Origin of the sequence: Promicromonospora sp. NPDC060204, assembly GCF_042728455.1 — a bacterium.
Classification (GTDB): Bacteria; Actinomycetota; Actinomycetes; order Actinomycetales; family Cellulomonadaceae; genus Promicromonospora.
Genome location: NZ_JBHWZO010000001.1, coordinates 18,429 through 41,293 on the forward strand (window position 1 = coordinate 18,429; position 22,865 = coordinate 41,293).

At 74.1% G+C, this 22,865-nt stretch carries 21 protein-coding genes; 15 read left to right on the forward strand and 6 right to left on the reverse strand.

The window, feature by feature from the left end:
* Window positions 1-13: 13 nt before the first annotated feature.
* Together ACFWEJ_RS00100 and mshD are read right to left on the reverse strand one after the other, a co-directional pair.
* Window positions 14-2,509, reverse strand: a complete 2,496-nt coding sequence (locus tag ACFWEJ_RS00100) for an RNA degradosome polyphosphate kinase (protein ID WP_377227161.1) — start codon at window positions 2,507-2,509, stop codon at window positions 14-16.
* 114 nt (window positions 2,510-2,623) lie between these two features.
* Window positions 2,624-3,595 (reverse strand): mycothiol synthase, encoded by a 972-nt coding sequence (gene mshD / locus ACFWEJ_RS00105; protein WP_377227162.1) that lies wholly within the window; start codon window positions 3,593-3,595, stop codon window positions 2,624-2,626.
* Between the two features lie 160 nt (window positions 3,596-3,755).
* Between mshD and ACFWEJ_RS00110 the strand changes: the two genes are divergently transcribed.
* Genes ACFWEJ_RS00110 through ACFWEJ_RS00140 form a run of 7 tightly spaced genes read left to right on the forward strand, consistent with a single transcriptional unit; the run spans window position 3,756 to window position 11,576 of the window.
* Window positions 3,756-5,093, forward strand: a complete 1,338-nt coding sequence (locus tag ACFWEJ_RS00110; RefSeq protein ID WP_377227163.1) for an amidohydrolase family protein — start codon at window positions 3,756-3,758, stop codon at window positions 5,091-5,093.
* 5 nt (window positions 5,094-5,098) lie between these two features.
* The gene (locus tag ACFWEJ_RS00115; RefSeq protein ID WP_285107559.1) at window positions 5,099-5,869 is read left to right on the forward strand and encodes an ABC transporter ATP-binding protein; all 771 of its coding nucleotides are present in this window, start codon (window positions 5,099-5,101) and stop codon (window positions 5,867-5,869) included.
* Window positions 5,866-6,702 carry an ABC transporter permease gene (locus ACFWEJ_RS00120; RefSeq protein ID WP_377227164.1) on the forward strand — a complete coding sequence of 279 codons (837 nt, stop codon included), beginning with the start codon at window positions 5,866-5,868 and terminating at the stop codon, window positions 6,700-6,702. Before ACFWEJ_RS00115 ends, ACFWEJ_RS00120 begins: the two co-directional genes overlap by 4 nt.
* A gap of 46 nt (window positions 6,703-6,748) precedes the next feature.
* Window positions 6,749-7,969, forward strand: a complete 1,221-nt coding sequence (locus tag ACFWEJ_RS00125; RefSeq protein WP_377227165.1) for a hypothetical protein — start codon at window positions 6,749-6,751, stop codon at window positions 7,967-7,969.
* 9 nt (window positions 7,970-7,978) lie between these two features.
* On the forward strand, window positions 7,979-9,337 hold the full coding sequence (locus ACFWEJ_RS00130) for an FAD-binding oxidoreductase (protein WP_377227166.1): 1,359 nt from the start codon (window positions 7,979-7,981) through the stop codon (window positions 9,335-9,337).
* Window positions 9,337-10,161 carry a creatininase family protein gene (locus ACFWEJ_RS00135; RefSeq protein WP_377227167.1) on the forward strand — a complete coding sequence of 275 codons (825 nt, stop codon included), beginning with the start codon at window positions 9,337-9,339 and terminating at the stop codon, window positions 10,159-10,161. Before ACFWEJ_RS00130 ends, ACFWEJ_RS00135 begins: the two co-directional genes overlap by 1 nt.
* Window positions 10,158-11,576 (forward strand): amidohydrolase family protein, encoded by a 1,419-nt coding sequence (locus ACFWEJ_RS00140; RefSeq protein ID WP_377227168.1) that lies wholly within the window; start codon window positions 10,158-10,160, stop codon window positions 11,574-11,576. The genes ACFWEJ_RS00135 and ACFWEJ_RS00140 overlap by 4 nt, the downstream gene beginning before the upstream one ends.
* Here ACFWEJ_RS00140 and ACFWEJ_RS00145 read toward each other — a convergent pair.
* Window positions 11,545-12,144, reverse strand: a complete 600-nt coding sequence (locus tag ACFWEJ_RS00145) for a helix-turn-helix domain-containing protein (protein WP_377227169.1) — start codon at window positions 12,142-12,144, stop codon at window positions 11,545-11,547. The genes ACFWEJ_RS00140 and ACFWEJ_RS00145 overlap by 32 nt on opposite strands.
* A 137-nt stretch (window positions 12,145-12,281) precedes the next feature.
* On the opposite strand from ACFWEJ_RS00145, the gene ACFWEJ_RS00150 reads away from it, so the two are divergent.
* Window positions 12,282-12,791, forward strand: a complete 510-nt coding sequence (locus ACFWEJ_RS00150) for a flavin reductase family protein (RefSeq protein WP_377227170.1) — start codon at window positions 12,282-12,284, stop codon at window positions 12,789-12,791.
* A 49-nt stretch (window positions 12,792-12,840) separates the two neighbouring features.
* Here the strand turns inward: ACFWEJ_RS00150 and acs are convergent, their stop codons facing one another.
* Complete coding sequence (gene acs, locus ACFWEJ_RS00155; protein ID WP_377227171.1) at window positions 12,841-14,871, reverse strand: acetate--CoA ligase; 2,031 nt, start codon at window positions 14,869-14,871, stop codon at window positions 12,841-12,843.
* Between the two features lie 181 nt (window positions 14,872-15,052).
* Here acs and ACFWEJ_RS00160 point away from each other — a divergent pair, with 181 nt between their 5' ends.
* Entirely contained in the window at window positions 15,053-16,144 is a 1,092-nt protein-coding gene (locus ACFWEJ_RS00160) for an NADH:flavin oxidoreductase/NADH oxidase (protein ID WP_377227172.1), read from the forward strand.
* Window positions 16,145-16,731: 587 nt separating this feature from the next.
* Here ACFWEJ_RS00160 and ACFWEJ_RS00165 read toward each other — a convergent pair.
* Both ACFWEJ_RS00165 and ACFWEJ_RS00170 read right to left on the reverse strand, forming a co-directional pair.
* Window positions 16,732-17,289, reverse strand: coding sequence for a GNAT family N-acetyltransferase (locus tag ACFWEJ_RS00165; protein ID WP_377227173.1), 558 nt, complete (start codon window positions 17,287-17,289; stop codon window positions 16,732-16,734).
* A 162-nt stretch (window positions 17,290-17,451) separates the two neighbouring features.
* Window positions 17,452-18,282: an HAD family hydrolase gene (locus tag ACFWEJ_RS00170; protein WP_377227174.1), complete on the reverse strand. Its 831-nt coding sequence runs from the start codon at window positions 18,280-18,282 to the stop codon at window positions 17,452-17,454.
* 274 nt (window positions 18,283-18,556) lie between these two features.
* On the opposite strand from ACFWEJ_RS00170, the gene ACFWEJ_RS00175 reads away from it, so the two are divergent.
* The 6 genes from ACFWEJ_RS00175 (at window position 18,557) to ACFWEJ_RS00200 (ending at window position 22,858) form a co-directional block, all read left to right on the forward strand.
* Window positions 18,557-19,345, forward strand: coding sequence for a pilus assembly protein FlpE (locus tag ACFWEJ_RS00175; RefSeq protein WP_377227175.1), 789 nt, complete (start codon window positions 18,557-18,559; stop codon window positions 19,343-19,345).
* Window positions 19,342-20,502: a TadA family conjugal transfer-associated ATPase gene (locus ACFWEJ_RS00180; protein ID WP_377227176.1), complete on the forward strand. Its 1,161-nt coding sequence runs from the start codon at window positions 19,342-19,344 to the stop codon at window positions 20,500-20,502. Before ACFWEJ_RS00175 ends, ACFWEJ_RS00180 begins: the two co-directional genes overlap by 4 nt.
* The gene (locus ACFWEJ_RS00185) at window positions 20,496-21,653 is read left to right on the forward strand and encodes a type II secretion system F family protein (RefSeq protein ID WP_377227177.1); all 1,158 of its coding nucleotides are present in this window, start codon (window positions 20,496-20,498) and stop codon (window positions 21,651-21,653) included. The genes ACFWEJ_RS00180 and ACFWEJ_RS00185 overlap by 7 nt, the downstream gene beginning before the upstream one ends.
* Window positions 21,654-21,827: 174 nt before the next feature.
* On the forward strand, window positions 21,828-22,046 hold the full coding sequence (locus tag ACFWEJ_RS00190; protein WP_377227178.1) for a DUF4244 domain-containing protein: 219 nt from the start codon (window positions 21,828-21,830) through the stop codon (window positions 22,044-22,046).
* A gap of 3 nt (window positions 22,047-22,049) precedes the next feature.
* Complete coding sequence (locus ACFWEJ_RS00195) at window positions 22,050-22,394, forward strand: TadE family type IV pilus minor pilin (RefSeq protein ID WP_377227179.1); 345 nt, start codon at window positions 22,050-22,052, stop codon at window positions 22,392-22,394.
* Window positions 22,391-22,858 carry an Rv3654c family TadE-like protein gene (locus tag ACFWEJ_RS00200; protein ID WP_377227180.1) on the forward strand — a complete coding sequence of 156 codons (468 nt, stop codon included), beginning with the start codon at window positions 22,391-22,393 and terminating at the stop codon, window positions 22,856-22,858. The genes ACFWEJ_RS00195 and ACFWEJ_RS00200 overlap by 4 nt, the downstream gene beginning before the upstream one ends.
* The last annotated feature ends 7 nt before the right edge of the window (window positions 22,859-22,865 follow it).

Sequence of the window (22,865 nt, forward strand, 5' to 3'; positions counted from 1 at the left end):
GACCTCCGGCCCGTCACCGGACGGGCTCGAGCCGACGCCGCTGGCGCTGGATCAGGACCGCCTGCAGGTCGCGGAGGCCGTTCCCCTCCGAACCCGAGGACGGGCGTTCCCAGGTGCCGTCCGGCAACAGGTGCCAGGACGCCGTCGTGTCCGCCATGGACTCGTCCAGCAGCCCCAGGAGCTCACCGATGTGGGTCGGGTCGGAGATCCGGATCAGGGTCTCGACGCGGCGGTCGAGGTTGCGGTGCATCAGGTCGGCCGACCCGATGTACACCTCGGGGCCCGCCTGAGGTCCCTCGGCGAGGGCGGGGCCCACCGAGTTGGCGAACGCGAAGATGCGGGAGTGCTCCAGGAACCGGCCCAGGATGGACCGCACGCGGATGTTCTCGCTCAGCCCGGGCACGCCCACGCGGACGGCGCAGATGCCGCGCACCACCAGGTCGATCTTCACGCCGGCCTGGGAGGCGCGGTACAGGGCGTCGATCACCGTCTCGTCGACCACCGAGTTGATCTTCATCTTGACCCACGCCTCGTGGCCCGCGCGGGCGGCGGCCGCCTCGCGCTCGATGCGCTCGACCAGGCCGGAGCGGACGGCGCGGGGTGCCACGAGGAGCCGGTGGAACGTCGACTTCGGGGCGTACCCGGAGAGCTGGTTGAACAGCCGCGTCAGGTCCTGGCCCACGTCGGGGTCGCAGGTCAGCAGGCCGTGGTCCGTGTACAGCCGCGCCGTCTTGGGGTGGTAGTTGCCCGTGCCGACGTGGCAGTAGCGCAGGAGGGAGCCGTCGGGCTCCTGGCGCACCACGAGCGACAGCTTGCAGTGCGTCTTGAGGCCCACGATCCCGTAGACCACGTGCACGCCCGCCTCCTCGAGCTTGCGCGCCCAGGAGATGTTGGCCTCCTCGTCGAACCGGGCCTTGATCTCGACCAGGGCGAGCACCTGCTTGCCGGCCTCGGCGGCGTCGATCAGCGCGTCCACGATGGGCGAGTCACCCGACGTCCGGTACAGGGTCTGCTTGATCGCCAGCACGTTCGGGTCGGCCGCCGCCTGCTCCAGGAACGTCTGCACGCTCGTGGAGAAGCTGTCGTACGGGTGGTGCAGCAGGATGTCCCGGCGCCGGATCGCGGCGAAGACGTCGGTCGGCTTGGAGCTCTCCACCTCCGCGAGGTGCCGGTGCGTGGACGGCACGAACGGCGGGTAGTGCAGGGACGTCAGGTCGAGGTCCGCGATGAGGTTGAGGCCCGTGAGGTCCAGGAGCGCGGGCAGCTCGTAGACCTCCTCCTCCTTGACGCCCAGCTCCCGGACGATCAGGTCCCGGATGCGCGGGCTGATGTCCTTGGCGATCTCCAGGCGCACCGGCGGGCCGAACCGGCGCCGCAGGAGCTCCTTCTCCATCGCCTGGAGCAGGTTCTCGGCGTCGTCCTCCTCGACGTCCACGTCCTCGTTGCGGGTGACGCGGAACGTGTGGCTGTCCCGCACCTCCATCCCGGGGAACAGGTAGTCGAGGTGCTGGGCGATGACCTCCTCCAGCGGCACGAACGAGAGCGGGCCGCGCTGCGGGTCCGCCTTCTTGGTGCCGGGGCGGCGCGGCTTGCCCGACGCGTCGACCGCGATGAAGCGGGGCAGCAGCGGCGGCACCTTGACGCGGGCGAAGTGCTCCTTGCCCGTCGCCGGGTTGGCCACCACCACGGCCAGGTTGAGCGAGAGCCCCGAGATGTAGGGGAACGGGTGCGCCGGGTCCACCGCCAGCGGGGTGAGCACCGGGAAGATCTGCTTGCGGAAGAACTTGTGCAGCCGCTCCTGCTCCTTGGTGTCCAGCTCCTCCCAGTGCACCAGCGTGATGCCCTCGGTGGCCAGCGCCGGCTGCACCTCGTCCTCGAACACGCGCGCGTGCCGGGTCATCAGGGTGTGCGCGCCCTCGGAGATCGCCGACAGCGCCTGGCGGGGGCTGAGCCCTGAGGCGCTCGTGACCGCGATACCCGTGGCGATGCGGCGCTGCAGGCCGGCCACGCGCACCATGAAGAACTCGTCCAGGTTGGACGCGAAGATCGCCAGGAACCGCACGCGCTCCAGCAGCGGGATGCGCGGGTCCTCCGCGAGCTCCAGCACCCGCTGGTTGAACGCGAGCCAGCTCAGCTCGCGGTCGGCGAACCGGTCGACCGGCAGCGGCTCGCCGAGCAGCGGGTCGAGCAGGCTCGTGCCGCCGGGGTTCTCCGCGATGTGCTCCGCGATGTGCGCGGCCAGGCTCGGGTCCAGGGAGTGCGGCGCCAGGATGTCCTCCGGCTCGCCGGGCTTCGGCGGGGCCGGCCTCGGCGCGGCCTGCTTCTGCGACGCGGGCTTCTGCGCGGGCTTCTCCGCGGCGGGCTTCTCGGCGATGGCGGGCTTCGGCGCGGCCGGACGCGCGGACCCGTCGCCGCCGGCGGGTGCGCCGTCGCTCGCCTGGGCGGACGGCGCAGGAGCGGCCTCGCCGTCGGTCGGCTCAGCGCTTGCCGTACGGGGGCTCTGCTTCATGAATCGGCCATTCTTGTCCCGGGTCCTGGCGGAGCTGGTCGCGACGCTGTCCTTCATGTCGTTCATGGTGTCACCGTTCGGTACACAGTGGGTGACGATCCCGGAGAGCGTCCGTCACGGGCGGGCATACTGCACGTGTACGGCGGCCCGGGCGAAGCCCGCGCGCTCGTACGTGGCCAGGGCCGGCGTGTTGTCGCCCTCCACGTACAGCACGGCGCGCGTGGCCCCGGAACGGGCGAGGTGCGCCAGCCCCACGTCGGTCATCAGCCGGCCGAACCCCTTGCCCTGCTGGTCCGGGTCGACACCCAGCGCGTAGATCTCGCCGTCTCGCGCGTCGTCCGGCTGGCCCGGCTCCGTCTTGGTCCACTGGAACGCGACCGGGTCGGCCTCTGCGCCGTCGTCGGGGACCGCGCTGTCAGGCACCAGGAGGAAGAAGCCCTCCGGGTCGAACCACGGCTCGGCCTGCCGGGCGCGCAGGTCGTCGAGCGACATCCGGCCCTGCTCCGGGTGGGTGGCGAAGGCGCGGGCGTTGATCCGCAGCCAGGCGGCGTCGTCGACCCCTGGGCGGAACGTGCGGAGGCGGTAGCCGGCGGGGGCGGCGGGCGCCTCCGGGACGCCGTCCGCCCCGGTGAGCGGGCGGGCCAGGAAGAGCAGCTCGCGCACCGGTCGCAGCCCCGCCGCCCGCGCGAACTCACGGGCGGGCTCGAGGTCGCCGTGCGCCCACACGCGCAGCTGCTTGCCGTGCTGGCCGGGCTCGCCCGAGCGGGACGGCAGCGTGGCGTCCCGCTCCGCGGTGCGCAGGAGCACCCGGCCGTGCCCGTTCCTGCGGTGCTCCGGATGGATCACCAGCTCGGCGCTCGCGGTCTCGCCGGAACGGTCGATCTGCACGTAGCCCACCGTGCTGCCCGCGGTGGTGTGCGCCACGACGTGCGTGATCCACTCCGCGTCCGTGCCGAGGTTGAGCAGGGGCTGTTCGGACAGCGGCGCGACGCCGTCGTGCGCCTCCGCGGCCGCGGCCAGGTCTCGGACGGCCTGCTGGGCGTCGGCGTCGAGCGGGCCGATCTCGATGGGGGCGGCGATTCGCATGGACCCATCTTGCTCCACGGGACGGGGCGACGTTTCACACGGCCGCGCCGCACCGGACACGCGGCGGAAACAGGCCGCCTCTAGCGTTCCGAATGTTCCTCTGATCAACATTCTCGTCCGGCCGGACCGGCGGAGAGGAGATGCCGTGCACGACGGCACCATGAGGTCGGCGCCTCTCCCCGTCGGCGGTCCCGACGGTGCCGCGCTGCTCGCCGGCGTCCACGTCACCGCCCTGCGGGGCGTGCGCACGGTCGACGGCGAGCTCGTCGACGTGGAGATCGACGCCGGCCGGGTCACCTCCGTGGCGCCCGCCGGACGGTCACCGCTCCTCGGCGACGACGCGGGGCGGCTGGACGCGACCGGCTGGCTCGCGCTGCCCGCGGCGTCCGAGCCGCACGCGCACCTCGACAAGGCCCTGACCGCCGCGCGCATCCCCGCCGGGACGGGGGAGGACCTCGTGGGCGCGATCGAGCGCTGGCGGGAGATCGCCCCGCACATCGACGGCGCCGACGTGCTCGACCGCGCCCGGGCCGCCGTGGGTCGCTACGTCAGCCGGGGCATCACGACCGTCCGGACCCACGTGGACGCGCCCGCGGAGGGCGACCCGCTGCGCATGCTGGACGCGCTGCTCGCGCTCCGCGAGGAGCTCGCGGGGTCGGTCACGCTCCAGGTCTGCCTGCTCGGCGGGTGGCACACGCCCACCGAGGTCTTCGAGGAGGCGGCCGCCCGCGGGGTGGACGTGCTCGGCGGGTGCCCGCACCTGGCCCCCGACCCGCGCGCGGAGATCGCCCGGGTGCTCGACCTGGCCGAGCGCACGGGCCTGCCCGTGGACCTGCACGCCGACGAGCAGACGGCGCTGCCCGACGACGGCGTGCTCGACGTCGAGGTGCTCGCCCGCGAGGTGATCGCGCGCGGCCTGACCCAGCGCGTGACCGCGAGCCACGCCGTGCGGCTCGGGTCGCTGCCGCCGGACCGCCTCGGCCCCGTCGTCGACCTCGTCGCCCGGGCCGGCCTGGGCGTGGTGACGCTGCCGATCACCAACCTCTACCTCCAGGGCCGCGACAGCACGCACCTCGCGCCCCGGGGGCTGACCGCCGTGCGCGCCCTCCTGGACGCGGGGGTCCCCCTGGCCGCGGGCGCCGACAACCTGCGCGACCCCTTCAACCCCGCGGGCAGCGCCGACCCCTTCGAGACGACGTCGCTGCTCATGACCGCGGCGCACCTGTCCGCGCGGGAGGCGCTCGACGCCGTGACCTCGGGCGCGCGCACCGTGCTCGGCCTCCCAGCCGCCGGCCTGTCGGTCGGCGACCGCGCCGACCTCGTGCTGGTGCCCGACGTGCCGCTCGGCGACGTGCTGGCCGGCGCGACCCTGGCGCGCGTGGTCGTCGCCGGCGGCCGCGTCGTGGCCGACACCCGCGTGCAGACCGCCCTCGCCCTCGGACCGGCCGCCGTCCCGGCCGCCGCCGGGGCCCCGCAACCCGAACAGCTCGTGAGGTGACCCCAGTGAGCACAGTGAGCACGACGACCCCGCGACCCCGGTCCATGACGCGCACCCTCGTGCTCGACGACGTGGCCAAGGCGTTCCCGACCGGCACCGTGGCGCTCGAGGGCGTGAGCCTGACGGTCGCCGCCGGCGAGTTCGTCTCCGTCGTCGGGCCCTCCGGCTGCGGCAAGTCCACCCTGCTGCGCCTCGCCTCGGGGCTCGACGAGGTGACCGGCGGCGACATCGAGGTGAACGCCACCTCGACGTCGTACGTGTTCCAGGAGCCCACGCTCCTGGAGTGGCGCAGCGCGCTGCGCAACGTCGAGCTCGCGGGGGAGCTGCGGGGCGCCGCGAAGGCGGACCGCCGCAAGCGGGCGCAGGAGGCGCTCGACCTCGTCGGCCTGACCGGCTTCGAGAAGCAGCACCCGCGGCAGCTCTCCGGCGGCATGCGGATGCGCGTGTCGATCGCCCGGGCGCTCGTCGCCGAGCCCGACCTCGCGCTGTTCGACGAGCCGTTCGGGGCCCTCGACGAGATCACCCGGCTGCGGATGCAGACCGAGCTGCAGAGCCTGTTCGCGCTCAAGGGCTTCGCCGGGCTGTTCATCACCCACTCCGTCTCCGAGGCGGTCTACCTCTCCACCCGGGTGGTCGTGATGAGCGGCCGCCCCGGCCGGGTGGTGGCCGACATCCCCGTCCCCTGGTCCTACCCGCGCCCGCCCCGGCTCCGGTACGAGCCCGAGTTCGCGGCGCTCACCGGCGAGGTCTCGGCGGCCCTCGAGGAGCACTCATGAGCACGACTCGCCTCAGCGCCACGCGCCCGACCACCACCCGACGCCGGCTGTTCGCCGCCGGCGCCGCGGCCGGGCCGCTGCTCGCGGCGGTGCTCGGCATCGTCGCCGTTTGGTACGGCGTCACCTACCTCGTGCTCACCCCCGAGCGGCGCTTCCTGCTGCCGCCGCTGCACGAGGTGCTCGCGAACACGCTCGGCAACCCGAACGTCATGAACCCCATGCTCGACGCGCTCTGGCAGACCGTCGGGGTGGCGCTGTGCGGGCTGGCGATCGCCGTGGTGCTCGGCATCGGGTACGCCGTGGTCATGGCGCAGGCCGGCTGGGCGGAGAAGATCCTCTACCCGTACGCCGTGATCCTGCAGACCATCCCGATCCTGGCCCTCACGCCCCTGATCGGGATCTGGATGGGCTACGGCTTCAGCGCCCGCATCGTCGTGTGCGTGATCATCGCCCTGTTCCCGATGATCGCGAACACGCTGTTCGGGCTGCAGTCCGCCGGACCCGCCGCGCACGACCTGTTCACGCTGAACCGCGCCACCCGCGTGCAGCGGCTCCTCAAGCTCCAGTTCCCCGCGGCGCTCCCGTCGATCTTCACCGGCCTGCGCAACGCGGCGGGCCTGAGCGTCATCGGCGCCATCGTCGGCGACTTCTTCTTCCAGCAGGGCTCGCCGGGCATCGGCGGCCTGCTGCGCACCTACACGCTGCGCCTGAACATGGACGCCCTGTTCATGGCCATCATCCTCACCGCGCTGTTCGGGGTCGCGATGTTCTCCGTCTTCGCAGCGCTGGACCGGGCCGTCATCGGCCGCTGGTACGGCCGCGGCGCCGCCTGAGCGCCGCGCGTCCCCTCGCCCCACCTCTCCCCCCTCAGGAGTCCGCATGTCCTTGTCCAGAACGTCCGTGTCCCGAACGCCCCTGACCCGACCGCGACGCCTCGCGCTCGCCGCGCTGTCCGTCCTCCCGCTCCTCGCCCTGACCGCCTGCGGCTCCGGCACCGCCGACGCGCAGGCGGGCGCCACCGGCCAGGTCGACGCGCCGGCGGCGGAGGCGGGCGGCCCCCTCGACCTGTCCGACGTGTGCCCCGCGACCGTCGTCATGCAGCAGGACTGGCAGCCCGAGGCGGAGCACGGCGCGATGTACTCGCTCGTCGGCCCGGACCTCACGGTGGACACCGACACCAAGTCGGTCACCGGCTCCCTGGTGACCCAGGGCGTCGACACGGGGGTGGACGTCGAGGTGCGGCCCGGCGGGCCGAACGTGAACTTCCAGCCGGTCCCGTCGCTCATGTACCTCGACGACTCGATCCTGCTCGGCGCCGTGACCACCGACGCCCAGATCACCGCGCTGGCCGACAACCCGGTGGTCACCGTCGCCTCGATGCTCACCACCAGCCCGCAGATCGTCATGTGGGACCCGGAGAGCCACGACGGCGCCGAGACGATCAAGGAGGCCGCCGCGGACGGCGACCCCGTGGTGTCCTCCGGCGACGTCTTCCCCCGCCTGCTCGCCGCGCAGGGCATCATCGACGACGCGCAGATCGACCTCAGCTACGAGGGCACGCCGCAGCGTTTCGTGTCCGACCCGGCCGTGCTGCAGCAGGGGTTCGCCACGGCCGAGCCGTACATCTACGAGAACGAGATCCCGCAGTGGGGCAAGCCGGTCGGCTACCAGCTCCTCGCCGACGTCGGCTACTCGGTCTACCCGGAGGCGCTCGCCGTGCGCGCCGACAAGGTCGAGGAGAACGCCGACTGCCTGGCCAAGCTCGTGCCGGTCATGCAGCAGGCCCAGATCGACTACCTCGACGACCCGCAGGCCACCAACGAGCTGATCGTCGACCTCGTCGACCAGTACCAGACCGGGTGGACCTACTCGCTCGGCGTGGCCGACTTCTCGGTCCAGGCCCAGAAGGACCTCGACCTCGTGGTCGACGACCCGGCCTCCGGGGTGTTCGGCAGGATCGACCCGGACCGCATGACCGAGATCGTCGACACCTTCGCGCCGATCCTCGTGGACGCCGGCCAGATCGAGTCCCCGGACATCGAGCCAGAGTCGCTCTACACCAACGAGTTCACCGACGACACCATCTCGATGGGGAGCTGACGAGCACCGATGACCGACGAGACACCGAACATCGCCGAACGGTCCGCGCTGGCCGCGGCCGAGATCGCCCGCACGCTCGGGCCCGAGCTGGTCTCCGTCGAGGCCGAGCTGCTGCTCAAGGCGTCGTCCGACTGGTCGCGCATGTCGCCGGTCCTGCGGGAGAAGGTCCCCGCGGGCCGGTACCTGCCGGACGCCGTGGTGCGCCCGACCACCGCGGACCAGGTGGCGCAGGTGCTGCGCATCGCCTACGAGCACGACGTCCCGGTGACCCCACGCGGGTCGGGGACGGGCAACTACGGGCAGGCGACGCCGTTCGACGGCGGGATCGTGCTCGACCTGCGCGGCCTCGACACGATCCGGGTCAACGACTCGGGCACGGTGACGGCGGGCGCGGGCGCGAAGATCAGCGCGATCGACATAGCGGCCCGCGCCGCCGGGCGGGACATCTGGATCTACCCGTCCACCAAGGGGACGACGATCGGCGGGTTCGTGGGCGGCGGGTCCGCCGGCACGGGGACGATCGAGCACGGGTCCACGTCCGACGGGTTCGTGCTCTCCCTGACCGTCGCCCCGATGGACGGCAGCGGCACCACGTTCACCGTGACCGGCCCCGACGTCCTGCCGTACGTGCACGTCTACGGCGTCACCGGGGTCATCGTGGAGCTGGAGATCGCCACCGACCCCGCCCGCGACTGGGTGGCCGTCTACGCGGCCTTCGCCGACTGGGCGTCGCTCACGGGCGTGCACCGCTCGCTGCTCGACCTGCCGGTGCTGCCGCGGCTCGCATCCGCGGACCCGCCCGCGCTGGTGCCGAGCCTGCCCGCCCCCGTGCCGCTCGACCACGCGCGGTACAGCCTGCGGGTCATCGCCGAGGCCTCGACCGCGGCCGAGGTCGAGGCGCGGGTCGTGGCGGCGGGCGGCGAGGTGGTCGCGAGCCTCGCGGACTACGCGGCGACCGACAAGCTGTCCTCGATGTCGTACAACCACCCGGTCTACCACCTGCAGCAGGCGCACCCCGAGCGCACGTGGTTCCACATGGAGACCGGCGGACGGGCGCACTGGGAGCGCGAGGAGGAGGTCCGGGCGGTCTACGCCGGCGACGTCCACCTGCACCTGGAGCTCATGGGCACCGCCCCGCTCGCGATGGTGGTCGCAGACTACGTCTCCGAGGCCGAGGCGCTCGCCGGGATCGAGCGCCTGGAGGCGCTCGGCCTCGGCGTGCACTCGCCGCACCAGTGGTACGTGGACCGGCACGTCGACCTCGCCCGCGAGACGGCCCGCACCACGGACCCGAAGGGCCTGCTCAACCCGGGCAAGCTCGTCGACGCGCCGCCGGTCGACACCCGCGTGAACATCGGGGTGCGCTGATGGGCGCGGCCCGGGCCCCGCGGTTCGCCGACCTGACGTGGCCGGAGATCGAGGCGCTGCCCGACGACACCGTGGCGGTGCTGCCCCTCGGCGCGATCGAGCAGCACGGCCCGCACCTCCCCGTGTCCACGGACCTGGTCACGGCGAGCGAGGCCGCGGCGGCGGCCGCCGCGGCGGTGACGGCGTCCGGCGCGGCGTCCGTCGTGCTGCTCGAACCGCTCGCCTACACCAAGTCGGACGAGCACGCGGGGTTCCCCGGCACGATCTGGCTGTCCTGGGACACGCTCATGCGCGTGCTGGTGGACGTCGGCCGGTCCGTCGCCGCCTCGGGCATCACCCGGCTGCTGTTCGTCAACGGGCACGGCGGCAACTCCGCGCTCGGCCAGGTCGCCAACCGCGAGCTGCGCCGCCGGTTCGGGCTGCGCACCTTCTTCGCGCACGTCGCGACGCCGCGCGACCAGGGCGGTACCCCGGCGTCCGGCGCGGAGCACGGGCTCGGCGTGCACGGCGGCCACGGCGAGACCTCGCTCATGCTGCACCTGCGCCCGGAGCTGGTCCGCATGGAGCGCGCCGAGCGGCGCGTGCCGGAGGACCTGCTCGCGTACGAGCAGATCGGGTTCGGTCGGCCGACGTCGTTCGGCTGGCTCTCGAGCGACTTCGGCCCGGACGGTCATATCGGCGACCCGACGACGGCCACCGCGGAGGCGGGCAAGGAGCTGTTCGAGCACGCGGTCGAGCACCTCGTGCGCACCTTCGTCGAGGCGTCCCGGTTCACCACCCCGGCCGACGGGGCCGCAGGGCTGACGGCGCGGGACCGCGGGTGAGCGCTGCGGGGGCCGGCGGTGGCGTCGGCGGCGGGCCGCGGACGGCGCCGGGGCTGGTCGTGCGGGGTGCGCTCGCGGTGCGTACCGGGCCGGGTGTGGCCGAGGGCGAGCCGGGCGGGGACGTCGTGGTGGGCGGTGACGGGCGGGTGGTGAGCGTGGGGCCCGTCGCTGCGGGGTCTGCGGACGGCGGGCCTGTGGACGGAGGCTCTGCGGGCGTCGAGGAGCTCGACGCCACCGGCTGCGTCGTCACGCCGGGGCTGGTGAACGCGCACCACCACCTGCTCCAGACGGCCTTCCGGACGCTGCCCGGCACCCGCGGCGTCCCGATGCGCGCGTGGCTCGGCCTGATGGCCGGCGCCTACGCGCGCGCCGGGGTGGACGCGGAGCTGGTGGGCCTCGCCGCACGTGCGGGGCTCGCCGAGGCGCTGCTCAGCGGCGTCACGACCGTCGCCGACCATCATCTGACCTGGCCCGCGGCGCTCTCGACCGCCGAGACGGTGGACCTCGCCCGGGCCGCCGCCGGGGCGGCCGACGAGCTCGGGGCGCGCCTCGTGCTGGTCCGCGGCTCCGCGGGCGACGACGCCGAGGCGGCGGCGTCGAGCGCCGACGCGATCGCCGCGGCGCTGGTGGGCGACGCGCCCGGCGGCGTGCGCGCCGACGGCCGTGTGCAGGTGGCGGTCGGTCCGGCCGGGGTGCACAGCGACGGCGAGCCGACGTTCCGGCTGCTGGGCGAGGTGGCGGCGCGGCGCGGGCTGCGTCGTCGGACCCAGGCCAACGAGCAGGTCGACGTGGTCGCGGCGCTGGAGCGCTACGGCAGCCGTCCGCTGGACCTGCTGGACGAGTGGGGCTGGCTGGCCCCCGACGTCACGGTCGCGCACCTGTGCGACGTCACCGACGACGAGATCGGCCGTCTCGCTGCGTCCGGCGCGTCCGCGACGCACGCGCCGGGCTGCGACGTGCCGATGGGCTGGGGCGTCGCGCCCGTGGCGCGGCTGCTCGCCGCCGGCATCGCCGTGGGCCTCGGCACGAGCGGCGGAGGGTCCAACGACGCCGGCCACCTGCTCGCAGACGCGCGGCTGGCCATGCAGGTCTCCGCCCTGGTCGGCCGCCAGCTCACGGCGCGCGAGCTGCTCGACGCCGCGGGCGCGGGGTCGGCGGACGGGCTCGGCAGGCCCGAGCTCGGCCGGCTGGAACCCGGTTCGGCCGGAGACCTGTGCGTCTGGGACGTGAGCGGCATCGCCGACGCCGGGGTGGCCGACCCGGTCGCCGGCCTGCTCTGGGCCGCTCCGGGCCGCCGGCCGCGCCACGTCGTCGTCGGCGGGCGGGTGGTCGTCCGGGACGGCCGCCTGGTGACGGCGGACGAGCGCGAGGTCGCGCGGGGGCTCAGCCGCCGTCTCGCGGCAGTCGCTGCTTGACGACCAGCAGGCGGTAGGGCTCGCCGTCGGCGCTCGCCCAGCGGTGGCGGGTGCCGCCGCGGTAGAACGCGGAGTCGCCCGGCCCGGCGCTCTCCAGCGTCCCGTCGAGGTCGAGCAGCACGTGCCCCTCCACGACGTAGGCGAACTCGTCCTCGTCGTGCGCCCAGTACGGACCCGGCTCGCGGGACGTCCCGGTGTACTCCATCGGGTCGAACGGACGGTCGCCGGCCGGCGCGAGAGCCCGGACGGTGCCGCCGCCCGCCGAGGCGGCCGATGCGTCGTCGGTCCGGCGTACCACGGGGGTGCCGCCCGCCGCCGGGGCCGTGGCCTCGGTGAGCAGGAGCTGCTGGGTGGTGCCCAGGCGGTCCGCGACGCGGAACAGCGACGACATGCTCAGCCGCGCCCGGCCGCGCTCGACCTGGCTGAGGAACGAGTGCGAGAGGCCGGTCGCCTCGGCGAGCTGGACGAGGGTGAGGCCCTGGGCGTGCCGCAGCCCGCGGATCTTCTGACCCAGGCGGGTGACCGATCGATCGAGAGGGTCGGTGGCCTCGTCGATACGCACGTCCATGCCTCGAATGCTAGGGGAAACGGGCCCTCGGACGGTGGCATGGCGGCGCGTTTCGGGGCTCGTCCGCAGTCGTAACAGAACCCGCGCGCCGGAGTGATCCCGGCGAAACATCGGGCACGGAGGATGGAGATATGTTGATGTCATCAACATCGCCTCTCGATCCCGTCGCCGACGGTTTCCGGGACGCGATGGCCGGGCTGGCGAGCGGTGTGTGCGTGGTGACGACGGCGGCGGGCGGAGTGCTCGCGGGCCTGACGACCACCGCGGTGATGAGCGTGAGCCTGGATCCGCCGCTGGTCGCCGTCGGGGTCGCGCACTCCAGCCGCACGCTCGGGCCGCTGCGGGCGGCGCGGCGGTTCGCCGTCCACGTGCTCGCGCACGACGCGCGGGAGGTGGCGGCGGTCTTCGCCTCCAAGGCGCCGGACAAGTTCGCCGGCCTCGCCGTCCGCCCCGGTGCGGGCGGCGTGCCCGTCCTCGTCGAGGACGCGCGGCACGTGCTGGAGTGCGAGACCTGGACCGAGGTCGAGGCCGGCGACCACCTGCTGCTCCTGGGGCGGGTGGTCCGGGTGCACGCCTCCGGGGACGCCGAGGGGCGCGCGCTGGTGCACTTCGACCGCACGTTCCACGAGGTCGGGCCGGGGGAATGAGCGCGCCGGCCGCCGGGGTGGTCGCGCCACCCCGGCGGCCAGGGGCCGGTCAGTCCTCCGAGGACGCCGACGGCGCCGCCAGGCCCGCCGTGATCAGGTCCATCACGGAGGAGTCGGCCAGCGTCGTGGCGTCGCCCACCGCGCGGTCCTCGGCGACGTCGCGCAACAGGCGGCGCATGATCTTGCCGGATCGGGTCTTGGGCAGCTCCGGCACCACGAGGATCTTCTTGGGCTTGGCGATCGGGCCGATCTCCTTGCCCACGTGGTCGCGCAGCTCCTTCTGCACGTCGGCGGCGCCCTCCGGCGTGGAGGCCCGGCCGGCGTGGCTGCCGCGCAGGATCACGAACGCGACGACGGCCTGGCCGGTGGTCTCGTCCGCGGCGCCGACGACGGCGGCCTCCGCCACGATCTCGTGCGACACGAGCGCCGACTCGATCTCGGTGGTGGACAGCCGGTGGCCGGACACGTTCATCACGTCGTCCACGCGCCCGAGCAGCCAGATGTCGCCGTCCTCGTCCTTCTTGGCGCCGTCGCCCGCGAAGTAGAGGCCGTCGAACCGCGACCAGTACGTCTCCTTGTAGCGCTCCAGGTCGCCCCAGATGCCGCGGAGCATGGACGGCCACGGCTCGGTGAGCACGAGGTAGCCGCCACCGCCGTCAGGTACGGGCTGGGCCTCGTCGTCGACCACGGTCGCGTCGATGCCGGGCAGTGCGACCTGCGCCGAGCCGGGCTTGGTCGCGGTCACGCCGGGGAGCGGGCTGATCATGATGGCGCCGGTCTCGGTCTGCCACCACGTGTCGACGATCGGGGCCTTGTCGCCGCCGATGACGCGGCGGTACCACATCCACGCCTCGGGGTTGATGGGCTCGCCCACCGAGCCGAGGACGCGCAGCGAGGAGAGGTCGAACCCGCCCGGGATGTCGTCGCCCCACTTCATGCAGGTGCGGATCGCCGTGGGGGCCGTGTAGAGGATCGAGACCTTGTACTTCTCGATGAGCTCCCACCAGCGGCCGCGGTGCGGGGTGTCGGGCGTGCCCTCGTACAGCACCTGCGTGGCGCCGTTCACCAGCGGCCCGTAGACCACGTAGGAGTGGCCGGTGACCCAGCCGACGTCGGCGGTGCACCAGTAGACGTCGGTCTCCGGCTTCAGGTCGAACACGTTCTTGTGCGTGTACGCGGCCTGGGTGAGGTAGCCGCCGGTGGTGTGCAGGATGCCCTTCGGCTTCCCGGTGGTGCCGCTCGTGTACAGGATGAACAGCGGGTGCTCCGCCTCGACGGCGACCGGCTCGTGCTGGTCGGACGCCTCGGCGAGGGCATCGTGCCACCACACGTCCCGACCCTCGACCCAGTCCACGTCCTGCTCGGTGCGCCGCACGACGAGCAACTTGCGGACCGTGGTCGGGTCGGCGCCCTCCTTGGGGGCGAGGGCCTCGTCGACGGCCGGCTTGAGGGCCGACGGCGCGCCGCGGCGGTAGCCGCCGTCCGCCGTGATGACCAGCGTGGCCTCGGCGTCGGCGATCCGGCTGCGCAGGGCGTCGGCCGAGAAGCCGCCGAAGACGACGGAGTGCGGGGCGCCGATGCGGGCGCAGGCCAGCATCGCGACGACCGACTCGACGAGCATGGGCAGGTAGATGACGACGCGGTCGCCGGTCTGCACGCCCAGGGCGGTGAGCGCGTTGGCCGCGCGCGACACCTCCTGCTGCAGGTCGGCGTACGTGACGGTGCGGGTGTCGCCCGGCTCGCCCTCGAAGTGGATGGCCACGCGGTCGCCGTTGCCGGCCTCGACGTGGCGGTCCACCGCGTTGTACGCGGCGTTCAGCGTGCCGTCGGCGAACCAGCGCGCGACGGGGGCTCCGCTCCAGTCCAGCGTCTCGGTGAACGGCTTCTTCCAGGTCACGAGCTCCCGGGCCTGGCCGGCCCAGAACTCCAGGCGGTCGGCCGACGCCTTCTCGTACAGGTCGGCCTGTGCGTTCGCCTGAGCCGCGAACTCCGCGCTGGGCGGGAAGCTCCGGGTCTCGTGCAGAAGGTTCTCGAGGCTGGGGCTGGATGCCGAGCCCGACGTCGGGTTGGTGTCTGTCACGGTGACCTCCGGTGCGCGTCTTCGCGTTCGTTCGGGCAGGTGCTTGGGGCTGCCTTGACGTTGTCTCTGGTCGGTGAGTGTAGTCCTGGACGGTGACACCCCTCACAAACCGGTGTCACTTCCTGAGACGTCGTGCCGTTGCCCCGGAATTGACCCGGGACCGGCCACGTTACGGGCTGACGTGAGCCTTCTCCTCGAACCGATCGCCCTGCGCGACCTCTCCCTGCCGAACCGCGCCTGGCTGGCGCCGATGTGCGAGTACTCGGCGGACGACGGGCTCCCGAACGACTGGCACCTCGTGCACCTCGGCGCACGCGCCGCCGGCGGGTTCGGCCTCGTCATGACCGAGGCCACCGCCGTCGTGCCGGAGGGGCGCATCTCGCCGCAGGACACGGGCATCTGGAACGACGAGCAGACCGCCGGATGGAAGCGAATCGTCGACTTCGTGCACGCGCGCGGGGCGCGGATCGGCATCCAGCTCGCGCACGCGGGACGCAAGGCGTCGACCTTCCGCCCGTGGGCCCCGGAGCAGGGCAGCGTCCCGGTGGCCGACGGCGGCTGGCCGACCGTCGGGCCGTCGGCCCTCCCTTACCCGGGCTTTGCCACCCCCGCAGAGATGACCGCCGAGCAGGTCGCGGACGTTCCCGAGCACTTCGCGGCCGCCGCGCGCCGGGCCCGCGAGGCCGGTTTCGACACCGTCGAGGTGCATGCCGCGCACGGCTACCTGCTGCACCAGTTCCTGTCGCCGTTGGCCAACCGCCGCGCGGACGGGTACGGCGGGTCGGCCGAGGCGCGCTCGCGGCTCGTCGAGGAGACGGTGGGCGCGGTGCGGTCCGTGTGGCCCGACGAGCTGCCGGTGCTCGTGCGGCTGTCGGCGACGGACTGGCTGGACGGCGGTCTTGAGGTGGACGACGTCGCCGCCGTCGCCGGCCGGCTCGGCACGCTCGGAGCCGACCTCGTGGACGTCTCGACCGGGGGCGTGGCGCCGGCGCACATCACCGTCGGGCCGGGTTACCAGGTGCCGCACGCCCGTCGCGTGCGCGAGGTGTCGGGCCTGCCGGTCAGCGCGGTGGGGCTGATCAGCGACCCGGTCCAGGCCGAGCAGATCCTCGTGGAGGGCTCGGCGGACGCCGTCATGATCGGCCGCGAGGCGCTGCGCGACCCGCACTGGCCGCTGCGGGCGGCGCACACGCTGCGCGACAAGATCGGGACGGTTCCGGTGGACGCCGGCGTGGGGGTGCAGCCGCAGTACTCGCGCGCGCAATGGCGGTGATCGTTGCCGATGAACTGTGACGCCGCGGAGCCGCCCGCGGCGGGAAGGCGCTGGGGCGAGGGCGCTGTGGCGAGGGCGTCGCGCAAAGGGCGGAAATCACGGCTGACGGCGTTTGAACGCCTGGGGAATTCCGGGTGTGGGAATTCTTTTCCGGCCGGCGTGTATTCCGCGAAACGATTCGCCGTGCGGCCGGGCTCCTCGCAATTTCCGTTCGCGATCCGGAAGTGCGAGGGCCCGGCCACTGCGGTGGCGAGATCTCGGCCTATCGAGTACGGAATCCGGGAGCATCCTCAAGCCGGATTCCGCTCTCACCAGCTGGACGGGGTTGACCGTGCACGTCGCTCGCCGTCGATCAGGCTTGCGCCCTTTCGACCCCCAGGGCACGGTCCCTGCCGCCCTGAATACTTGCTGTGAACACAATCACACTGCCTGTCGGTGACAAAAGCAACCTGAGCGCGGTGATCTTCACAATTGCCAATTCCTGTCATGTGCGCAATTGCCAGGGAAAATCTTCGGCCTTACCGAACCTTGACCTTTTGCGACCAGCGGGATGGGGCAGGGCGCGCTCACCTCTGCCGTCCGCGGCCTCAGAGGCGGCGTAGGTACTGGCGGCAGACGTGGACGCGCGCGAACCTCGCACGCAGCTCCGCCTCGCGCGAGATGTCGGCGTGCAGGAACGCGATCACCGGCGCCGGGAGACCGTCCGGTGCGGCGAAACCGGCCGCGGGCTCGTCGCCGCCCTTGTACACGTGCAGGTAGCGGTGGTTCTCGGCGAAACCTGAGCGCACGTACCAGGCGTTCGCGGCCTCGTCCTCGCGGGTCCAGGCGTCGAGCGTGGTTGCTCCGGCAGCCCTGACCTGCGGGATCGCCTCGTCGAGGAGCGCGGTGGCGATGCCCCGGCGGGTGTGGTCGGGGTGGACGGCGACGGTGTCGATCGTTGCCGCGTCGCCGTCGACCTCGACGTCGACAACCCCGCAGATCGTGCCGTCGTCCGCGACCGCCACCAGGCAGACCGCCGGGAGGTCGAACGACGTGCGGTGCTGTTTGACGTCGTCGTAGTACTGCGTGTCCAGGAAGGCGAGCACGCGGCAGCGGAGCCAGCCCGGCTCGTCGTCAGGCGTGTAGGGGCGCACGGTGAAGCTCATGGGAATCCGATCGTCGAAGGGCAGGCGAGTGCGGCGCACCCGGAGGTGCGCGACAGGCGAATCGCTCAGTTCGACGACATGGGCCGGAGTCTGCCCGACGGCGTCCTTGTCGGTCGACCCGTTACTTCGGCGCGGGTACCGGCTTCGGTGTGGTCGCCGGGCTCAGCGGCGGCGTGCGCGGCGTCGGGCGGCGCGCCAGACCAGCCAGACGGTGACCCCGACCGCCACGGTGCCCACGACCGCGAGGAGCGGGAGGGGTTCGATGCGCGGACGCAGCGCGATCGGCCGGGTGAACGCCAGCACGCCCCAGCCGGACTGCGCGGCCCGGCGCCTGAGGGCCCGGTCCGGGTTGACCACGAAGGCGTGGCCGACCGCGGCCAGCATCGGGGCGTCCGTGATGGAGTCGGAGTAGGCGAAGCTCCGAGCGAGGTCGTAGTCCTCGCTCACGGCGAGCCGGCGGACGCCGACGGCCTTGTTGTCGCCGTAGTTGTAGAAGTCGATCTCGCCGGTGAAGCGGCCGTCTCGCACCGTCATCTGCGTGGAGAGCACGTGGTCCGCGCCGAGCACCGCCGCGATGGGCTCCACGAGCACCGCGGCCGACGCCGACACCACCACCACGTCCCGGCCCGCCGCGTGGTGCTCCTCGATCAGCTCGACGGCCTCGGCGTAGACGTAGGGGTCGATGAGCTCGTGCACCGTCTCGGTGACGATCTGCCGGACCTTCTCCACGTCCCAGCCGGTGACGAGCGACGAGAGGTGTGCGCGCATCCGCTCGGTCTGGTCGGCGTCGGCGTTGCCGATCATGAAGATGAAGTGGGCATAGGCGCTCCGCAGCACGTCGGCACGCGACAGCAGCCCGCCCGCGAGCAGCGGTCGGGAGAACGCCGCCGACGAGCTCGTGGCGATGATCGTCTTGTCGAGATCGAAGAACGCGGCGGTGCGCTGTGCGCGCGGCTGCGGTCGAGAAGCGATCTGGGGCACCTGCTCGGTCACGCGACGAGCCTAGCGGGGCCGCCCGCCGGAGCAGGGCTCCGTGCCGTGATTTCTTCCGCTCGGATGAAACTCGTCCGCCCGGACCACAGACCGTCCGCACGGCGGGACGGGCGTCGGAGCCCGACCACAGGCACTACTTCTCGCCGTCCGTGCACAGTCGCGCCGAGGCGCGCAGCACGGGGTGCGGCCTGGCGGCCAACCTGGTCGAGGAGCCCGGGCGGAGTGCCCGGGACGGCGGCCGACCGGCTGCCGGTCCTGTGCCGGAGGGGGCGCGATGATCAGCACGACGGGTGGTGCCCGGCCGGAGCCGGGCCGCGTGATCGGCGTGGTCGGGGCATGCGGCGGCGCGGGCACGTCAGTGGTGGCGGCGTGCGTCGCGCACGGCCTGCGCCGTGGTGGCGAGCGCGCCACGCTCGTCGACCTGGACGCGCACGCGCCGGGTACGGACCTGCTGCTCGGGGCCGACGACGGCCGCGGCGCACGCTGGCCCGACCTCGTCGAGGCGCGCGGCGAGGTCGACGGGCTCGGCGTGGTCGCGGCGCTGCCCCGCTGGGGCGCGGTACCCGTGCTGAGCGGCACGGCATCGGGGCCGCCGCCGGACGATGACGTGGTGCTCGGCGTGTGCCGCGGGCTCGTGCGCGCCGGCGAGACGCTCGTGCTCGACCTGCCGCGGCCTGGCGGCTGGGACAGTGCCACCCGGCGGAGCGGCGGCGGCTTTCCGGACGAGGTATCCGGTGGTGCCCGGGCGGTGCGGGCGCTCCTCGCGGCCTGCGAGACGGTGCTGCTCGTCGTCCCCCTGACCCTGTCCGCGGCCGTCGGCGCGCAGCGGGTGCGCGACGCCCTTCGCGCCGCGGACGTGACCGACGTGCGCGTGGTGGCACGCGGCCCCGCGCCCGGCACGGTCGACCCCGACGACGTCGCCGCCGCGCTCGGGCTGCCCACGATCGGGGTCCTCGGCCGGGACGCCGGGCTCGCACGGGCGATCGAGCGCGGCGAGGGTCCCGCCGTGGCGCACCGGACCGTGCTCGGCCGGTTCGCCGCCGACATGGCGGCCGCGCTGTGACCGCGCCCTCGGTCGAGCCGTCCCTGCTCGACGACGTCCGCGCGCGGCTCGCGACGGGGCGCGCAGGCGCGGACGCCGCCGTGCGTGCCGCCGTCCGCGAGTCCGGGCGCGTGCTCGGGTCCGACGCCCTGCGGGACCTGGAGCGGGCGGCCCGGGCCGAGCTCACCGGCGCCGGCCCGCTGCAGCCGTTCCTCGACGCGCCCGACGTCACCGACGTGCTGGTCAACGGCCCGCGCGACGTATGGGTCGAGCGGGGCGCCGGTCTGGAGCGGGTCGCGGTCGACCTGGGGTCGGCCGCCGGGGTGCGGGCGCTCGCCGTCCGCCTGGCGGCGCTCGGCGGTCAGCGACTCGACGACGCCTGCCCCACCGTGGACGCGCGCCTGCCCGACGGCACCCGGCTGCACGCCGTGCTCGAACCCCTGGCCGAGACGGGCGCCCTGATCTCCCTGCGCGTGCTGCGCACCCGCGCGTTCACGCTCGACGAACTCGTGGCCGGCGGCGCGCTGCCGAGGCAGTGGGCAGGTCTGCTGCGCTCCCTCGTGCGGAGCCGGGCGAACGTGCTGATCAGCGGGGGTACGGGCACCGGCAAGACGACGCTGCTCTCCGCGCTCCTCTCCCTGGTGCCGGACGGGGAACGCGTGGTGACCGTCGAGGAGGCGCGCGAGCTGCGACCCGCCCACCCGCACGTCGTGCACCTCGCCGCGCGGCGCGCCAACGTCGAGGGCGCCGGCGCCGTGGACCTGGCCGACCTGGTGCGGAACGCCCTGCGCATGCGGCCCGACCGGATAGTGCTCGGCGAGTGCCGTGGCGCCGAGGTGCGCGAGGTCCTCATGGCGATGAACACCGGCCACGACGGCGGCTTCGCGACGCTGCACGCCAACGCCGTCGGCGTGGTGCCGGCCCGGCTGGAGGCGCTCGCGGGCCTGGCCGGGATGACCCGGGAGGCGGTGGCCGCACAGGCGGTGGGTGCGTTGGACGTGATCCTGCACCTGCGGCGCGGGCAGGGGACGCGGTACCTGGCGGAGATCGGGCTCGTGGGCAGAGGCCCTGACGGCGGGCTGGAGGTGCGCACTGCCGGGCGCTGGGACGGCAACGGCGGGTGGACGACGGATCCGAGCACGTGGAGCGAGCTGGTGGGGAGGTACGGAGCGTGCTGAGAGTCGTGGAGTCGCTCGGCGTGGGTCTGCTCGTGGCGGCCGGCGTCTGGCTGGTGCTGGCGCGCGGTGGTCGGCGGTTGCGCGAGGTGCTCGCCGGACCGGGCGCGAGCGGTCCTGCGGCGGGAGTCGCCGTCGCCCCCGGTACGGCCGGCCCGGTGACCGCCCGGTCGGGCCGCAGAGGTGCGGGCGGGCGAGGTGCGGGCGGGCGGGGAGCGGGCGCGCGGGGAGCGGGCGGAGACGTCCGCGTCGTCGTGCTGCAGGTCGTCGCGCTGCTCAAGGCAGGTTCGCCGCCCGGTGCCGCGTGGTCGCGCGCCGCGGGGGTGGGCGTCGACCTTGCGGGGGTGCCCGACGTCGACGCGCTGGGCCGGGTGCTCGGCCCCCGGCACGCGGAGGCGGTGGTCGCGGCGACCAGGCTCGCGCTCGACGTCGGGGCGCCGCTCGGCCGGGTGCTGGAGCAGGTCGCGGCAACCCTGGTCGCGGAGGCCGAGGCGCAGGCCGAACGGGCCGCGGCGCTCGCCGGGCCGCGGACCACGGGACGGCTGCTCATGTGGCTGCCGGTCGCGGGTGGGCTTCTCGGGTGGGTGCTCGGCGCCGACCCGGTGGGCACGGCCACGGACGGCGGCGTCGGAACCGGGGCTCTGGTGGCCGGTGTGGTGCTGCTCGTGGTGGGGCGCGTCTGGTCGGACCGGCTGGTGGCCACGGCGGGTGGGGCGGAACGGCCCGGCGTCGACGTCCAGGTGGTGCTGGAGCTGCTGGCGGCCGCGATGCGGTCCGGGGCGGGGGTGCCGCGCGCGCTGCAGGCGGTGGGCACCGCCGTCGACGGTCCCGACGGTCAGGTGCTCGTCCGCGCAGCTCACGCACTCGTGCTCGGCGCCGCCTGGGAGCGGGCGTGGGCCCATGCGCCGGAGGCGCTCGGCCCGGTGGTGCACGCGCTGCGGGGTGCGTGGCTCGACGGCGCCGCGCCGGGCGAGGCGTTGCGTGCCGCCGGGGCGGAGGTGCGGCACGTGCGGAGCGCGGCGAGCCGGACCGCCGCGGCACGGCTCGGGGTGCGGCTCGTGCTGCCGCTGGGCGTCTGCTACCTGCCGGCGTTCGTGCTGGTGGGCCTGGTCCCGGTGCTGTTGGCCCTGGGTATCGACCTGCTCACGGGCTGAGGCGGGACACGGGCGCCGGGTGGCCGGCACCCGACGAGAGATGAGGACTTCGGCGCGCCCAGGTGCGCCGGTGCCGTCCGCCGTACGGCGGACGGGGCCCGTCGCGACGGGCCGTACAGGGTGCCCGCGAGCAGGCCGGGAGGCGTGCGAGCGGGCGGAGCAGAAGGAGAAGACATGACGATCACGACAGCGGTTGCCTGTCCCGAGCCGGACGACCGGTCGCGGACGGAGGCCGACGGGCGCGAGTCAGAGCGCGGGCTGGCCACGGCCGAGTACGCGATCGCGACGCTCGCCGCGGCCGCCTTCGCGGGCGCGCTGATGGCGGTCCTCAAGGGCGGTGACGTGAAGTCGATGCTCACGTCGCTCATCCAGTCGGCGCTGGCGGCCGGCTGATCCATGGCGGAGCGTGAGTCGGAACGCGGCACGGTCACGGCCGAGCTGGCCATCGGGCTGCCGGTCGTCGTCCTCGTGCTCGTCGCCGTGCTCACCCTCGTGGCCGCGTCCACGGCGCAGATGCGCGCCCTGGACGCGGCCCGCGCGGGGGCGCGGGCGGTGGCGATCGGGGAGCAGGGCGACGCCGTGGCGGCGGTCGTCGCGCGGGTGGGCGGGCCCGAGGCCGAGATGTCGCTCGCGCGGGAGGGCGAGTGGGTACGGGTGACCGTCACGCGGCCGGTCTCCGGCGGCTGGGTGTCTGGCCCGCTGCGGGCCAGCGGGACGGCGGCGGCCTGGGTGGAGCCGTGAGGTCGGTCGACGGCCCCGGGCGGGGCGGCGTGGGGCGTGGCACCGGGCGCGGTGGCGTCGGGTGCGATCCCGAGCGCGGCGCCGGCACCGTCCTGGTGCTCGGCATCGTCGCCGCGGCGCTGCTCCTCGCGGTCGGCATCGCCGCGCTCGGCGCGGCCCAGAGCGCGCGCGGCACCGCGCAGGCGGCGGCCGACCTCGGGGCGATCGCCGGCGCGACCGCACTGCGCGACGGGTTCGACCCGTGCGGGACGGCGGGCGCCGCCGTCGTGCGCAACGGCGCGGAGGTCGTGTCGTGCGAGGTGCTCGGGGGAGGGGTGGTGCGGGTCGCCGCTACGCGCGCGGCGGTCGGGCCGGCCGGGGAGCTCGGCGGCGCGCTCGGGTCGGCACGAGCCACGGCGCGGGCCGGTCCCCGGGTTGTTCCGGAACGGGAAAAGGGGATGACGTGGAACCCCGACAGATCGTAGTATCACT

Bases quoted from the DNA above. Each gene is read 5' to 3' on its own strand.
- ACFWEJ_RS00135 (WP_377227167.1), top strand. From the start codon at position 9,337: ATGGGCGCGGCCCGGGCCCCGCGGTTCGCCGACCTGACGTGGCCGGAG.
- ACFWEJ_RS00190 (WP_377227178.1), top strand. From the start codon at position 21,828: ATGACGATCACGACAGCGGTTGCCTGTCCCGAGCCGGACGACCGGTCG.
- mshD (WP_377227162.1), bottom strand. From the start codon at position 3,595: ATGCGAATCGCCGCCCCCATCGAGATCGGCCCGCTCGACGCCGACGCC.
- ACFWEJ_RS00130 (WP_377227166.1), top strand. From the start codon at position 7,979: ATGACCGACGAGACACCGAACATCGCCGAACGGTCCGCGCTGGCCGCG.
- ACFWEJ_RS00150 (WP_377227170.1), top strand. From the start codon at position 12,282: ATGTCATCAACATCGCCTCTCGATCCCGTCGCCGACGGTTTCCGGGAC.
- ACFWEJ_RS00100 (WP_377227161.1), bottom strand. From the start codon at position 2,509: ATGAAGCAGAGCCCCCGTACGGCAAGCGCTGAGCCGACCGACGGCGAG.
- ACFWEJ_RS00120 (WP_377227164.1), top strand. From the start codon at position 5,866: ATGAGCACGACTCGCCTCAGCGCCACGCGCCCGACCACCACCCGACGC.
- ACFWEJ_RS00195 (WP_377227179.1), top strand. From the start codon at position 22,050: ATGGCGGAGCGTGAGTCGGAACGCGGCACGGTCACGGCCGAGCTGGCC.
- ACFWEJ_RS00175 (WP_377227175.1), top strand. From the start codon at position 18,557: ATGATCAGCACGACGGGTGGTGCCCGGCCGGAGCCGGGCCGCGTGATC.
- ACFWEJ_RS00125 (WP_377227165.1), top strand. From the start codon at position 6,749: ATGTCCTTGTCCAGAACGTCCGTGTCCCGAACGCCCCTGACCCGACCG.
- ACFWEJ_RS00110 (WP_377227163.1), top strand. From the start codon at position 3,756: ATGAGGTCGGCGCCTCTCCCCGTCGGCGGTCCCGACGGTGCCGCGCTG.
- ACFWEJ_RS00145 (WP_377227169.1), bottom strand. From the start codon at position 12,144: ATGGACGTGCGTATCGACGAGGCCACCGACCCTCTCGATCGATCGGTC.
- ACFWEJ_RS00165 (WP_377227173.1), bottom strand. From the start codon at position 17,289: ATGAGCTTCACCGTGCGCCCCTACACGCCTGACGACGAGCCGGGCTGG.